Here is a 13,196-nt window from a genome sequence, read left to right as displayed (position 1 = left end):
CACTCACTGCCGGTTGAGCAACCCGCCCTCCGCTATGCGCCGTTTGTCCTCGGCGGTCGGGTCCTGGTTCGGCGGTGAGATCAAGAACACCTTGTTGGTGACCTTGTCGATCGAGCCGCGCAGCGCGAACGCCAGACCGGCGGCGAAGTCCACCAGCCTGCGGGCGTCCGAGTCGTCGAGCTCGGTCAGGTTGATGATCACCGGGGTGCCGTCCCGGTAGTGCTCGCCGATGGTTCTGGCCTCGGCGAAGCTCGTCGGGTGCAGTGTCACGATCCGGCCCATCGGGTAGCCCCCAGCGCTCGGCTTTGCCACCGGTTCGGGGCGCGGCAGCGGCCGCGGCGCCGGGTCCCGGCGGGGTTCCACGGCCAGCGCGCCCTGCGTCGGCGCGTCCGTCGACCAGGACGGGCGCGGCCTGCCCGCGGACCGGGCCGGGAAGTCGGCGCGCGCCGACAGTTCCGTCTCGTACCCGTCCTCGTACCGCGCGTCGTCGCCCCGGCGACCGAACCCGCGCCTGCGCGGCGGCTGGTCGTACGGGTCGTAGTCGTCCTCGTCGGACAGGTACTCGGGACGGCGGTGGCCCCGGCCGCGGTCGACGTAGTCGCCGCTGTAGTCACCGCCGTATTCGTCCAGGTCATCGAGGTCGTAGCCGTCGTACTCGTCGGCAGGGACCATGCCGAAGTAGGCCTTCAGCTTCTGCAGCGTGCCCATACCCCTGCCCTCGCTACGTACGACTACCGGAACGTGTTATGGCGAGGCTAGGCCACGGGTGCCCAGGAGAGCGGTTCCGACACGCACGCAGGTTGAACCGTGAGTAACGGCCGACTCGAGATCACCGGTCATCCCGGCGGACAGTTCCGTGGCCCCGGGATGATCTTCACGCAGGCGATCGGCAGCACGCGCGAGGCGTTCGAAGGCGTCGTCCGAGGTCATCGTGAGCGGCGCCACAGCCATCAGACCACGCAACCGTAATTCACTCGAACGGGCGACATGATCGGCGAGTGGCATGAGCGTGTCGAGCGGCGCTCCCCCGCGTTCGGGGTCGTCGTCGATGCTCACCTGGAGCAGGACGTCGAGCGGCTCGGTGCGGTCGCCCGCCTCGCGCGCGTTGCGCACGGCCTTGTCCAGCGCGTCGACGAGCCGGTCCGAGTCGACGGACTGGACCTCGGCCGCCCAGCGGGCCACGGCACGGGCCTTGTTGCGCTGCAGCCTGCCCAGCATGTGCCACCGCACGGCCGCGTCCGGACGGAGTTCCCGCAGGTCAGCGGTCTTCGGACCGGCTTCCTGCTCGCGGTTCTCGCCGAGGTCGGTGACCCCGAGGTCGGTCAGCAGGGCGGCGTCCGAGGCCGGGAACGTCTTGGTGACCGCGATGAGCCGAACGGCGTTCTCCGCGCGCCCGGCGGTGCGGCAGGCGGTCGCGATCCGTTCCCGGACGGTCGTGAGCGCGGCGTCGATCTCCGCCCGTCGATCACTCATGACGCGTCCTCGGGGTCGAGCCACGTGAGCGCGGCCAATCGCCCAGTGGTCCCTTCCCTGCGGTGACTGAACAGCGTTTTGTCCTCGATCGTGCACCGCGGATCGATCCCGATCTTGGCGACACCGGCGTCGGCGAGCTGCTGCCAGAGACCGGCGCGGATGTCGAGCCCGGGCGTGCCCTTGCGGGTCTTGGACGCGCTGCCCGGCAGGTGGGCCGCCACGTCGGCCTGCATGGCGGCGGGCACCTCGTAGCACTCGCCGCACGCGGCCGGACCGAGCAGCACCTCGATCCGGTCGACGCTCGCGCCCGCCTTCTCCATCGCGGCGAGGGCGGCGGGGACCACCCCGATCCGCGCGCCGACCCGGCCGGCGTGGGCCGCGCCGACGACCCCGGCCTCGGGGTCGGCGAGCAGCACCGGCACACAGTCGGCGCAGAGGGCGACGAGCGCGAGGTTCGGTTCCGCCGTGACGATCGCGTCGGTCGCCTCGACGCCGCCGGGTCGCGGACCGTCGACGACCTCGGCGTTGCGGCCGTGGATCTGGTCCATCCAGACGAGCCGGTCCCGCTCGAGCCCGAGCTCGTCGGCGAGCCGCGCCCGGTTGGCGGCGACGTCGGCCGGGTCGTCGCCGACACCGCCACCGAGGTTGAACGACTCGTACGGCGGCTTCGACCGGCCACCGGCCCTGGTCGTCACCACCCGCCTGATCCGCAAGGTTCCCTCCGGGGTTCGGGAGTGCTTGTTCCACTATCCAACCGGATCGCCGGAGACGGATCGGGGCCGCCACGCGCTTGGCGTGACGGCCCCGTCTCCGAGCCTCGCGTTACCTCCGCATGAACGGCGGGACGTCGACCTCGCCGTCGTCCGGCTCGTCGGTCACCGGGACCGCGCGGGGCGGAAGGCTGCCCGTGCCGCCGGTGGGGCGGGGCCGGGGCGACGCCGCGGGCGGGACGCTCGCGTTGCCCATCGGGTTCGAGTAGCCGACCGCGGCCTGCCGGGGCGGCGGAGCGGTCTGCTGCGTGCTCGTGGCCGGGTTGGTCGGCTGCGGCGGGGTGGCCTGAGGCTGCGGGGTCACCTGGGCCTGCGGCGGGTTGGCATGCGGCGATGGGCGCGGCGGGTCGTGCTGCACGGGTGGCTGCGCCGGCGGGTGGACCGTCGCCGCCTGCGGCTGCGCGGGCGGCGGCGCGGGCTCCTGGTGCTCCGGCCTGCCGACCTCACCGGACTGGGCCGAGGCCGTGCCCGTGCTCCGCGAGCTGACCATGGTCGGGTCGAGCTTCTTGTGCGTGGGCGTGCCGCTGTCGAACCCCGCCGCGATGACCGTGACCCGGACCTCGTCGCCGAGCGAGTCGTCGATCACCGTCCCGAAGATGATGTTGGCCTCGGGGTGCGCGGCCTCCTGCACCAGCGACGCGGACTCGTTGATCTCGAACAGGCCCAGGTCGGAGCCGCCCGCGATGGCGAGCAGCACGCCGTGGGCGCCGTCCATGGACGCCTCCAGCAGCGGCGAGTTGATCGCCTTCTGCGCGGCCTGGACCGCGCGGCCCTCGCCGCGGGCCGAGCCGATGCCCATGAGCGCGCTGCCCGCGCCGGACATGACGCTCTTCACGTCGGCGAAGTCCAGGTTGATCAGACCCGGCGTGGTGATCAGGTCGGTGATGCCCTGGACACCGGACAGCAGGACCTCGTCGGCCGAGCGGAACGCGTCCATCAGCGAGACGCCGATGTCGCCGAGCTGCAGCAGCCGGTCGTTCGGGATCACGATGAGCGTGTCGCACTCGTTGCGCAACTCGGTGATCCCGTCCTCGGCCTGGCGCGCGCGGCGCTTGCCCTCGAACGCGAACGGCCTGGTGACCACACCGATGGTGAGCGCACCGAGCTTGCGGGCGATCGACGCGACGACCGGCGCGCCGCCGGTGCCGGTGCCGCCGCCCTCACCCGCGGTGACGAACACCATGTCGGCGCCCTTGAGGACCTCCTCGATCTCCTCGCGGTGGTCCTCGGCGGCCTTGTGACCGACCTCGGGGTTCGCGCCCGCGCCGAGGCCACGGGTCAGTTCGCGGCCGATGTCGAGCTTGACGTCGGCGTCGGACATGAGCAGTGCCTGCGCGTCGGTGTTCACCGCGATGAACTCGACGCCCTTGAGGCCGACCTCGATCATGCGGTTGACAGCGTTGACCCCACCGCCGCCGATTCCGACGACCTTGATCACCGCCAGGTAGTTGTGCGGGGGCGTCATCGGACCGCCTTCCTGATCTGAAGCCTTGTGCTGTTCCCCGAGACAGTCGCCAGACGTAAACCCTGAACCTCTACGAGAGACTTAGAGTTATGTCAAGCGCTGACGTCGAATCAGGACGGTAGGCATGGACCGTTCCCGTTTCCAGCCGCCACGCCGTGTAGTTGCGCTTCTGTGTGTGCCTTTCACCCTTCGCTACTCGCCGGTGCTGCCGTCCAGCAACTCGCGAAGCAGGTCCAGATGACCGGCGTGGCGCCCGGTCTCCTCAATCATATGGATCAAAACCCAGCGGAGGTTCACGGGTTCGCCGCCCCGCGTCGCGGTCGCCTCGAGGTCGAGGTTCTCCGCCACCGCCCTGCTCCGGGCGCACTCCTTCACGTAGCTCTCGACCAGCTCGGTCAGCGGCGTGGTCATGCCCGCGCGGAACTCGGCGTCCGGGTCGGCCGCGAACCGTTCCCGCCACTCGTCGGGCCTGCCGTCGAACAGCACGCCGAACCAGTACTGCTCCACATAGGTCAGATGGGCCACCAGCCCGGCGACGGTGGTCAGCTCGGACGGGACCAGCTGCTGGCGGGCCTGTTCGTCGGTGAGGCCGGTGGCCTTCACGACGACGGCCTCGCGGAGGAAGTCGAGGAAGCCGGTCAGCTGCTCGCGTTCACCCGCCACCCACGGCGGTTCGGTTCTGGGAGTCACCCGGCAACCGTAGGGAACTCCGGGGTCGCGACGTCATAGGTTTTTCCCGGGCGGGTCAGCAGCGGGGCGAGCACGGCGGCCTTGCGTTCGTTGTCGCGGGCGTTGCCCCACTTGATCACGCGGCGGTCGGCGAGGGTGAGGCGCACGTCGCCGGGGGTCTTCGCGGTCACGGTGACGACCTTGGCCCGCAGCTGCTTCGGGATGGCGGTGAGCACGGTGACGGCGGCCTTCGTGGCCGGGTTGTCCGGGCGGACGTCGTCCATCGCCAGGGTGGGCAGGCCCCTGGGGGCGGTCCTGGTGATCGCGTAGTCGAGGCCGGTGGCGTCGATCAGGTGGATCTCCTTGCCCGCTCTGCGCACGGCGACCGGGGTGCGCTCGGTGACGACGATCTCGACCGTGCTCGGCCAGGACCGCTCGACGACCACCTCGAACACCCTGGGCAGCCCGGCCACGCGGGCGGCGGCCTCGTCGGCGTCGAGGCGGACCATCGGCGTGCCGGGCTCGATGGCGGCGGCCGCCAGCACGTCGGCCTCCGCGATCTCCTTGACGCCGATGACCTCCACGGACCGCACTCCGAGCAGGGACGTGAACATCACCAGGTAGGCGACCACGACCACACTGACCACGGCCAGCACGGCGATCCACCGGCGGGCGAGGTACCGGCCGCGGGTCGGGCCGCTGTCCTCGGCGCGGGCCGCGGGCGGCCGCCGCCGGGTGAGGGTGCGGCTGGAGTCACGGGCGGGACGGGCCCGGGCGCGTTCCCGCTCGGCACGGCGGGCCGCGGCGGCACCGGCGCGGGTGCGGGCGGCGCCCGTGCGGCCCGAGGTGGCGCGGGCGGGTTCGGCGCGCTCCTCGGGCTCCTCCCGGGACTCCGTGCGGCGGCGGCCCCGGCTCCACGACTCACGCGGTGCGTCGGCCGCGCCGCGGCGGCGCCGGGTCGGCGAGCCGTCCCGGGTTCTGCCGCGCCGGGCGCGGTCGCCGCCGCGGGCCGTGCCGGTCATCAGGCCCTGACCCGGCGGTCCAGTTCGGCGATCAGCTCCTGGCCGAGCATCGTGACGTCACCGGCGCCCATGGTCAGCACGATGTCGCCCTCACCGGCCAGCGACGCGACCAGCTCCGGCACGCGCTCGAACGACGACTCGAACCGGACCTGCTCGGGCGGCAGCGGCACGTTGTCGACGATCAGCTGACCGTTGACACCGGGCTCGGGCTGCTCGCGGGCGCCGTAGACGTCCAGCACCACGACCTCGTCGGCCAGGCCGAGCGCCACGCCGAACTCCTTCGCGAACAGCCTGGTCCGCGAGTACAGGTGCGGCTGGAAGATCACCACGAGCTTGCCGCCGTGCGCGGCGGGACGGGCGGCCCTCAGCTGCGCGGCCACCTCGGTCGGGTGGTGGGCGTAGTCGTCGTACACGCGCACGCCGCCAGCCAGGCCCTTGAACTCGAACCGCCGCCGCACGCCGCCGAAGCTCGCGATGCCTTCGAGCAGGCCGTCGAGCGGCGCGCCGAGTTCGAGGCCCGCGATCAGGGCGCCGAGCGCGTTGAGGGCCATGTGCTCGCCCGGCACCGCGACCCGCACGTCGACCTCGGCACCGTCGAGGAGCACACGGGCGACGCCCGCGCCGTCCACGGGTTCGTAGGCGGTCATGGTGACGTCCGCGGCGGCACGGCCGTAGCGGCGCACCCGCACGCCCTTGTTCTCCGCCAGCAGGCCGAGCGCGGCCGCGCCGGGGTCGTCGGCGCAGACGACGAGCACGCCACCCTCGGTGACGCGGTCGACGAACGACTCGAACACCGCGTTGTAGGCCTCGGCGGTGCCGTGGTGGTCCAGGTGGTCGGGCTCCACGTTGGTGACGACCGCGACCGACGGCGAGAACGCGAGGAACGAGCCGTCGCTCTCGTCGGCCTCCGCCACGAAGACGCCACCCGCGCCGTGGTGGGCGTTGGCGCCGGACTCGTTGAGGTCGCCGCCGATCGCGAACGACGGGTCGAGCCTGCAGTGCTGCAGCGCGACCGTGAGCATGGACGTGGTGGACGTCTTGCCGTGCGTGCCCGCGACACAGGCGACGCGGTGGCCGTCCATCAACGCGGCGAGCGCGGCGGAGCGGTGCAGCACGTCGATCCCGCGGGCGGTCGCCTCGACCAGCTCCGGGTTGTCCGGCTTGATGGCCGACGACACGACGACGGCCGTGGGCCCGCCGTCGAGCAGGTCGAGGTTGGCGGCGTTCTGCCCGACCGCGACCTTCGCGCCCTGCGCACGCAGCGTCATCAGCGTCGGCGACTCCTTGGCGTCGGAGCCGGAGACCCGCACGCCCCGGGCGAGCAGGATCCTGGCGATCCCGCTCATCCCGGCACCCCCGATCCCGACCAGGTGCACCCGCTCCAGAACGGCCATTACTTCCCCACCACTTCCAGCACCATGCGCGCCAGCACGTCCGCGGCCTCCCGGTGCCCGGTGCCCTGCGCGGCGGCGCTCATCTTCTTGAGCCGCAACGGGTCGGTCAGCAGCGGCACGGTCAGCTCGGCGACGGCCTGCGGCGTCAGGTCCTCGTCCTTGACCATCAGCGCGGCGCCCGCGTCGACCATGGGCTGCGCGTTGAGGGCCTGCTCACCGTTGCCGTGCGGCAGCGGCACGTACACGGCGGGCAGCCCGATCGCGGACACCTCGGCGACGGTCATCGCGCCGCACCGGCACAGCACCGCGTCGGCGGCCGCGTACGCGAGGTCCATGCGCTCCAGGTACGGCACGGTCGCGTAGCGCGGCGCGCCGGGGAACTGTTGCACGGCAACGGACTTCTTCGGGCCGTGGGCGTGCAGCACGCCGATGCCGCGCTGGGCGAAGATCCCGGCGCACGCCGACACCGCGTCGTTGATCGACTGCGCGCCCTGCGACCCGCCGAACACCAGCAGCGTGGGCGCGGTCGGGTGCAGGCCGAAGAACTGGCGGGCCTGCGCACGCAGCCGGAACCGGTCGAGGCCGATGATCGAGCCACGCAGCGGGATGCCGATCACCTCGGCCTTCGGCAGGCCCGTGCCCGGCACGGCGACCGCGACCCGCTCGGCGTACCGGGCGCCGACCTTGTTCGCGAGACCGGCCTTGGCGTTGGAGTCGTGCACGACGATCGGGGTGCGGCCACGTGCGGCCAGGTACGCGGGCAGCGCCACGTAGCCGCCGAACCCGACGACGACGTCCGCGCCGACCCGGTCGAGCACCTCGCGGGTCTGCTTGATGGCGGAACGGACCTTGAGCGGCAGCTTCAGCAGGTCGACGTTCGGCTTCCTCGGCATCGGCACCGGCGGGATCATCTCCAGCTGGTAGCCGCGGGCCGGGATGATCTGCTTCTCCAGGCCACGTTCGGTGCCGAGCGCCACGACCCGGGCGTCCGGCCGGATCCGGCGCACGGCGTCGGCCAGGGCCAGCGCGGGCTCGATGTGCCCCGCGGTCCCTCCCCCGGCGACGACGACGCACGGTCCACGGTTGGCAGGGGTGGTCAAGAACGTCCTCCTAGTCTGCGGCGCGGGGCGGGCGGTCGGCCGCGGACGGTCGTTCGACCGACGGCACGACCCGATGAGCCTCGCTGCGTGGCGGGTGGCCGGACCGGCTTGCGCCTGACCGGCGGCTGGTAGGGCTCCGGGGCGGGGAGCCGCATCAGCCTGCCGAATCGTCCCGGCCCCTGTGAGCGTAGTGCGGCCACCGCTTCGGGCTCATGCCGCGCACAGTTCGCGAGGACGCCGAACACCAGCATGGTGGTCACGACGGACGTGCCGCCGGAGGAGATGAGAGGCAGTGTGATGCCCGTGACCGGCAACAACCCGACCACGTAGCAGATGTTGATCGCGGCCTGGGCGACCAGCCAGACGGTCAGTGTGGCGGCCACCATGCGGATCCACGGGTCGATGTTGCGGGTGGCGACCCGCATGCCGACGACCGCGAGCAGGCCGAACAGGCCGAGCACCAGCGCGCAGCCGACGAAGCCCAGCTCTTCGCCGATGAGCGCGAAGATGAAGTCGTTGTGAACGTTGGGCAGGTACTCCCACTTCGACTGGCCCTGCCCGATGCCCTTGCCGAACAGCCCGCCGTCCGCGAGCGCGTACAACGCCTGGTCGGACTGGTAGTCGGCGCCCTGGCTGTCCTCGCCGGGGTTGAGGAACGACACCACCCGGTCCAGGCGGTACTCGGTGCCGATGGCCAGCAGGACCACACCGGCGAGGCCGCCGAGCGCGAGCGCGCCGAACAGCCGCAGCTGGGCGCCGGCGAACCAGAGCAGCGCGATGAGCACGACACCGAGGGTGACCGTGCCGCCGAGGTCGGGCTGCAGCATGACCAGCGCGAACATGACCAGTGCGGCGGGCACGACCGGCACGAGCAGATGCCGGTACTGGTGCAGCAGGCCGCGCTTCACGACGAGGATGTGCGCACCCCACAGCGCGAGCGCGAGCTTGGCGAACTCGATCGGCTGCACCGACAGCGGACCGACGCGGAACCAGCTGCGGGTGCCGTTGAGCGTCGCGCCGAGCGGGGTCAGCACCAGCACCAGCGACAGGACCGTGAGCCACAGCGCGACCGGTGAGAGCGCGCGGATCTTCTGCAGCGGCACCCGCACGCCGATCCAGAACAGCACGAGCCCGACCAGCACGAACACGACCTGCTTGCCGAACACCGCGTAGGCGGAGCTGCCCTGGTTGATCGAGACGACCGGGGACGCGGACAGCACCATCACCAGCCCGATCACGATCAGCAGCGTGCAGATCGCGAGGACCAGGTGGAACGACGCGAGCGGACGCCCGAGCCACGCGGTCAGCCCGGTGCTGATGGCGTGGAGGCGGCCGGTGCGCGCCTTGCGCTTGCTCTTGCCCTCGGTGTCGCTGTCGGACGCGTTGTCTCTGACCGTCGTCATCCGCGCTCCGCCAGCACGTCCCGCACGGCGTCGGCGAAGGCCGCGCCGCGGTGCACGTAGCTGGCGAAGAGGTCGTGGGACTTGGCGGCGGGCGCGAGCAGCACCACGTCGCCTGCGAGAGCCATCGCGTTCGCCACGCGCACCGCAGTGAGCATGGGGTCATCGTCTCCTGAAGGGACGCGATGGACCGGCACATCCGGCGCGTGTCGCGCGAGTGCGGCCGCGAACACGTCCTGATCGGCCCCGATCAGGACCGCGCCGCGCAGCCGGGGCGCGGCCTCGGCGACCAGGTCGGCGACCTGCGCGCCGTGCAGCAGGCCACCGGCGATCCACACGACCGACTCGAACGCGCCGAGCGAGCCCGCCGCGGCGTGGGTGTTGGTGGCCTTGGAGTCGTTCACGTACCGGACGCCGTGGTCCTCGGCGACCAGCTCGACCCGGTGCGCCGGCGGCTGGAAGGCGCCCAGCCCGGCCCGCACGGCCTCCGGCGACACCCCGTACGCCCTGGCCAGCGCGGCCGCGGCGAGCGCGTTGGCGACGTTGTGCGGGCCGACGGGACGGACCTCCGCGACCGGCGCGAGCAGCAGGTCGCCGTGCACGAGCCAGCCGTCGGTGACGCCGAACTGGCCCGCGGCGGGGGTGCCGGTGCTGAAGCCGACCCGCTGCGGCACGTCCTGCGCAAGACGTTCGGTCTCGACGTCGTCGGCGTTGTAGATCGCGAGCCCGGCGCCGTCGAAGATCTTGCCCTTGTCGGCGACGTAGGCGGCCATCGTGCCGTGCCACTCGAGGTGGTCCTCGGCGATGTTGAGCACCGCGGCGGCGTGCGCGCGCATGGACGTCTGCCAGTGCAGCTGGTAGCTGGACAGTTCCACGGCGAGCACGTCGTAGCCGCCGAGCACGGCGTCGATCACCGGCAGACCGATGTTCCCGCAGGCCACCGCCTTGGCGCCGGACGCCAGCAGGATCGACTCGAGCATGCCGACGGTGGTGGTCTTGCCGTCGGTGCCGGTGACCGCGAGCCACACGGGCGGGTGCTCGAGGGTCTCGCCGAGCCGCCACGCCAGCTCGACCTCGCCGATCACCTCGATCCCGGCCTCGGCGGCCGCGGTGAGCAGCGGCGCGGTCGGGGGCCAGCCGGGGCTGGTGACGACCAGGTCGGTGCCCTCCGGCGGGGTGGTGAGCCCGGCGGCGGTCGTCACGCCGTCCGGCAGGTCGGCCAGCCGGTCGGCGGCCGCGTCGGTGACGGTGACACGCGCGCCGGTGCCGAGCAGGGCGGCCGCCACCGACTTCCCGGTGACGCCCGCGCCCGCGACGAGCACGTTCCTGCCCGCGAACATCAGTTGCCGCCCGCGCTCAGCCATTCCGAGTAGAAGAGGCCGAGGCCGAACATCGCGCAGATCCCGGCGAGCAGCCAGAACCTGATGATCACCGTGGTTTCCGCCCACCCGGCGAGCTCGAAGTGGTGGTGGAACGGCGCCATGCGGAAGAGCCGTCGGCGTGACGTGCGGAAGACCGCGATCTGCAGCACCACCGACAGCATCTCGACCACGAACAGGCCACCGACGATCACCATCAGCAGCTCGGTGCGGGTCGTGATGGACAGGCCGGCGACCAGGCCGCCGAGCGCCAGCGAGCCGGTGTCGCCCATGAAGATCTTCGCGGGGGCCGCGTTCCACCACAGGAAGCCGATGCAGGCGCCCATGGCCGCCGCCGCCACGACCGCCAGGTCGAGCGGGTCACGCACGTCGTAGCAGCCCGGCCCGGGATCGGACGCGCCGCAGTTGTAGCGGAACTGCCAGAACGTGATGACCACGTAGGTGCCGAACACCATCGCCGACGAGCCGCCCGCGAGCCCGTCGAGGCCGTCGGTGAAGTTCACCGCGTTCGACCAGCCCGACACCAGCAGGTAGCAGAACACGACGAACCCGATGGTGCCGAACGAGATGACCGTGAGGTCGCGGACGAACGACAGGTTGACCGACGCGGGCGTGAACCCGTAGCTGTCGGCGTAGTTCACCGCGAGGATCGCGAACGCCACGGCCACGACCAGCTGGCCGACCATCTTCGCGGTCTTGTTCAACCCGAGGTTGCGCTGCTTGCGGATCTTGATGAAGTCGTCGAGGAAGCCGACGAGGCCCAGGCCGACGGTGAGGAACAGCACCAGCAGCCCGGACGCGGTCGGGGCCTCGCTGTCCTCCGAGACCATCGAGGTGATCAGGTGGGCGGCGAAGTAGCCCACCACCATGGCCACCAGGATCGCGACGCCACCCATGGTCGGGGTGCCGCGCTTGGACTTGTGGCCCTCCGGGCCCTCCTCGCGGATCTCCTGGCCGAAGCCCTGCCGGGAGAACACCCTGATCAGGTATGGCGTGAACAGGATGGAGACGATGAGGGCGATCGCGGCGGCGATCAGGATGCCGATCACGCGCGGCTCCCCAGCAGCGCGTCGGCGACCCGCCACAGGCGTTGCGCGTTGGCGGCCTTGACCAGGACCACGTCGCCCGCGCGCAGCTCGGCGCGCAGCAGGTCGACCGCGGCGTCTACATCGGGCACCAGGACCGGCTCCTCTCCACGCGAGCCGGCACGGCTCGCACCTTGCTGCATTGGCTGTGCGGCCGCGCCGACCACGACCAGCCGGTCGACGGCGAGGTCCGCGGCGAGGCGGCCGATCTCCTCGTGAATCCGGTCGTGGTCGGCGCCCATCTCGGCGAGCGGTCCGAGCACGGCCCACGCGCGGCCTTGTCCGGCCCCGCTGATCGTCACCAGCGTCCTGAGCGCCTCGCGGGTGGCCTCGGGACTCGCGTTGTACGAGTCGTTGATGACCGTGACCCCGTCGCCGGTGGTCTCGACCGCCATCCGGCGCGCGGACACGGCCCTCGCGGTGGACAGGCCGGCGGCCACGTCGGCGAGCGGCATCCCGGCGGCCAGCGCGACCGCGGCGGCGGCCAGCGCGTTCGCGACCATGTGCGCGCCGTGCAGGGTCAGCGCGACCCGCGCCTCGCCCGCCTCGGTGACGAGCGTGAAGGAGGCCCTGGCCTGGGCGTCCAGCTCGACGTCGGCGGCACGCACGTCGGCGTGCTCGGCGCGGCCGAAGGTCAGCACCCGCGCCTTCGTGCGGCTCGCCATGGCCGAGACGTACGGGTCGTCGGCGTTGAGCACCGCGACACCGTCCTCGGGCAGCCCCTCGACCAGCTCGCCCTTGGCCAGCGCGATGGTCTCCTGGGAGCCGAACTCCTCGATGTGCGAGGTGCCGACGTTCAGCACGGCGCCGATCGTCGGCGGCGCGATCGCGCACAGGCCCGCGATGTGGCCGACCCCGCGGGCGGACAGCTCCAGCACCAGGTGCTTGGTGTCCTCGTCGGCTCGCAGCACGGTCCACGGGTGGCCGATCTCGTTGTTGAACGACCCTGGTGGCGCGACGGTGGCGCCGCGCGCGCTCAGCAGCGCGGCGATGAGGTCCTTGGTGGAGGTCTTGCCCGCCGACCCGGTGACGCCGACGGTCAGCATGCCCTTCGCGGTGAGCCTGCGCGCGACCTCGCGGGCCACGGCGGCGAACCCGGCAAGCACGGCGGCGCCGCTGCCGTCCCGGTCACCCGCCAGCGCGTACACGCGGGACGGCCCGTCGACCGCGACCGGCGGGACGAGCACCGCGGGCGCGTCGACCTCGCGGGCGGCGAGCACGGCGACCGCGCCGTCGGCGACCGCCCGGGCGGCGAAGTCGTGGCCGTCGACCCGCTCACCGGGCATCGCGACGAACAGGCCGCCCGGGGTGACCTCGCGCGAGTCGAACTCGACGGTGCCGGTGACGACCTCGTCGCCCGTCGCGTTGTGGAGGCGGCCGCCGGTCGCCTCGGCGACCTCGGCCAGCGTCAGCGGGATCATCGCCCACCACCGGCGTTG

Annotated in this window: 12 protein-coding genes; all 12 read right to left on the bottom strand. The window is 72.3% G+C overall.

The genetic code is table 11. The annotated features are described in order from the left end of the window. Positions 1–3: 3 nt before the first annotated feature. The 12 genes from ACIBVP_RS23820 to murF all read right to left on the bottom strand — a co-directional run bounded on the left by ACIBVP_RS23820 (position 4) and on the right by murF (position 13,178). Positions 4–708 (bottom strand): cell division protein SepF, encoded by a 705-nt coding sequence (locus tag ACIBVP_RS23820; protein WP_396108455.1) that lies wholly within the window; start codon positions 706–708, stop codon positions 4–6. A gap of 36 nt (positions 709–744) precedes the next feature. Then, positions 745–1,473 carry a YggS family pyridoxal phosphate-dependent enzyme gene (locus ACIBVP_RS23815; RefSeq protein ID WP_396108454.1) on the bottom strand — a complete coding sequence of 243 codons (729 nt, stop codon included), beginning with the start codon at positions 1,471–1,473 and terminating at the stop codon, positions 745–747. After that, positions 1,470–2,186, bottom strand: a complete 717-nt coding sequence (pgeF, locus tag ACIBVP_RS23810; protein WP_396108453.1) for a peptidoglycan editing factor PgeF — start codon at positions 2,184–2,186, stop codon at positions 1,470–1,472. Before pgeF ends, ACIBVP_RS23815 begins: the two co-directional genes overlap by 4 nt. Positions 2,187–2,295: 109 nt before the next feature. Continuing rightward, on the bottom strand, positions 2,296–3,708 hold the full coding sequence (gene ftsZ, locus ACIBVP_RS23805; RefSeq protein WP_396108452.1) for a cell division protein FtsZ: 1,413 nt from the start codon (positions 3,706–3,708) through the stop codon (positions 2,296–2,298). A 192-nt stretch (positions 3,709–3,900) separates the two neighbouring features. Further along, complete coding sequence (locus ACIBVP_RS23800; protein ID WP_396108451.1) at positions 3,901–4,398, bottom strand: DinB family protein; 498 nt, start codon at positions 4,396–4,398, stop codon at positions 3,901–3,903. Continuing rightward, positions 4,395–5,399 (bottom strand): cell division protein FtsQ/DivIB, encoded by a 1,005-nt coding sequence (locus ACIBVP_RS23795; protein ID WP_396108450.1) that lies wholly within the window; start codon positions 5,397–5,399, stop codon positions 4,395–4,397. Before ACIBVP_RS23795 ends, ACIBVP_RS23800 begins: the two co-directional genes overlap by 4 nt. Next, positions 5,399–6,793 (bottom strand): UDP-N-acetylmuramate--L-alanine ligase, encoded by a 1,395-nt coding sequence (gene murC, locus ACIBVP_RS23790; protein ID WP_396108449.1) that lies wholly within the window; start codon positions 6,791–6,793, stop codon positions 5,399–5,401. The genes ACIBVP_RS23795 and murC overlap by 1 nt, the downstream gene beginning before the upstream one ends. Further along, positions 6,793–7,893, bottom strand: coding sequence for an undecaprenyldiphospho-muramoylpentapeptide beta-N-acetylglucosaminyltransferase (gene murG, locus ACIBVP_RS23785; protein ID WP_396108448.1), 1,101 nt, complete (start codon positions 7,891–7,893; stop codon positions 6,793–6,795). Before murG ends, murC begins: the two co-directional genes overlap by 1 nt. Next, entirely contained in the window at positions 7,890–9,296 is a 1,407-nt protein-coding gene (gene ftsW, locus ACIBVP_RS23780; RefSeq protein WP_396108447.1) for a putative lipid II flippase FtsW, read from the bottom strand. Before ftsW ends, murG begins: the two co-directional genes overlap by 4 nt. Further along, the gene (murD, locus tag ACIBVP_RS23775; protein ID WP_396108446.1) at positions 9,293–10,657 is read right to left on the bottom strand and encodes a UDP-N-acetylmuramoyl-L-alanine--D-glutamate ligase; all 1,365 of its coding nucleotides are present in this window, start codon (positions 10,655–10,657) and stop codon (positions 9,293–9,295) included. The genes ftsW and murD overlap by 4 nt, the downstream gene beginning before the upstream one ends. Further along, positions 10,633–11,721, bottom strand: a complete 1,089-nt coding sequence (gene mraY / locus ACIBVP_RS23770; RefSeq protein ID WP_396108445.1) for a phospho-N-acetylmuramoyl-pentapeptide-transferase — start codon at positions 11,719–11,721, stop codon at positions 10,633–10,635. The genes murD and mraY overlap by 25 nt, the downstream gene beginning before the upstream one ends. Beyond that, positions 11,718–13,178 (bottom strand): UDP-N-acetylmuramoyl-tripeptide--D-alanyl-D-alanine ligase, encoded by a 1,461-nt coding sequence (gene murF, locus ACIBVP_RS23765; RefSeq protein WP_396108444.1) that lies wholly within the window; start codon positions 13,176–13,178, stop codon positions 11,718–11,720. Before murF ends, mraY begins: the two co-directional genes overlap by 4 nt. Positions 13,179–13,196: the final 18 nt, after the last annotated feature.

This window comes from Actinophytocola sp. NPDC049390 (genome assembly GCF_044466355.1).
In the GTDB taxonomy this organism is placed as follows: domain Bacteria; phylum Actinomycetota; class Actinomycetes; order Mycobacteriales; family Pseudonocardiaceae; genus Actinophytocola.
Note: the sequence above shows the minus strand (reverse complement) of the source record. Positions and strands in the feature narration are given on the sequence as shown.

Bases quoted from the DNA above. Each gene is read 5' to 3' on its own strand.
- ACIBVP_RS23820 (WP_396108455.1), bottom strand. From the start codon at position 708: ATGGGCACGCTGCAGAAGCTGAAGGCCTACTTCGGCATGGTCCCTGCC.
- ACIBVP_RS23815 (WP_396108454.1), bottom strand. From the start codon at position 1,473: ATGAGTGATCGACGGGCGGAGATCGACGCCGCGCTCACGACCGTCCGG.
- ftsZ (WP_396108452.1), bottom strand. From the start codon at position 3,708: ATGACGCCCCCGCACAACTACCTGGCGGTGATCAAGGTCGTCGGAATC.
- ACIBVP_RS23795 (WP_396108450.1), bottom strand. From the start codon at position 5,399: ATGACCGGCACGGCCCGCGGCGGCGACCGCGCCCGGCGCGGCAGAACC.
- murC (WP_396108449.1), bottom strand. From the start codon at position 6,793: ATGGCCGTTCTGGAGCGGGTGCACCTGGTCGGGATCGGGGGTGCCGGG.
- ftsW (WP_396108447.1), bottom strand. From the start codon at position 9,296: ATGACGACGGTCAGAGACAACGCGTCCGACAGCGACACCGAGGGCAAG.
- murD (WP_396108446.1), bottom strand. From the start codon at position 10,657: ATGGCTGAGCGCGGGCGGCAACTGATGTTCGCGGGCAGGAACGTGCTC.
- murF (WP_396108444.1), bottom strand. From the start codon at position 13,178: ATGATCCCGCTGACGCTGGCCGAGGTCGCCGAGGCGACCGGCGGCCGC.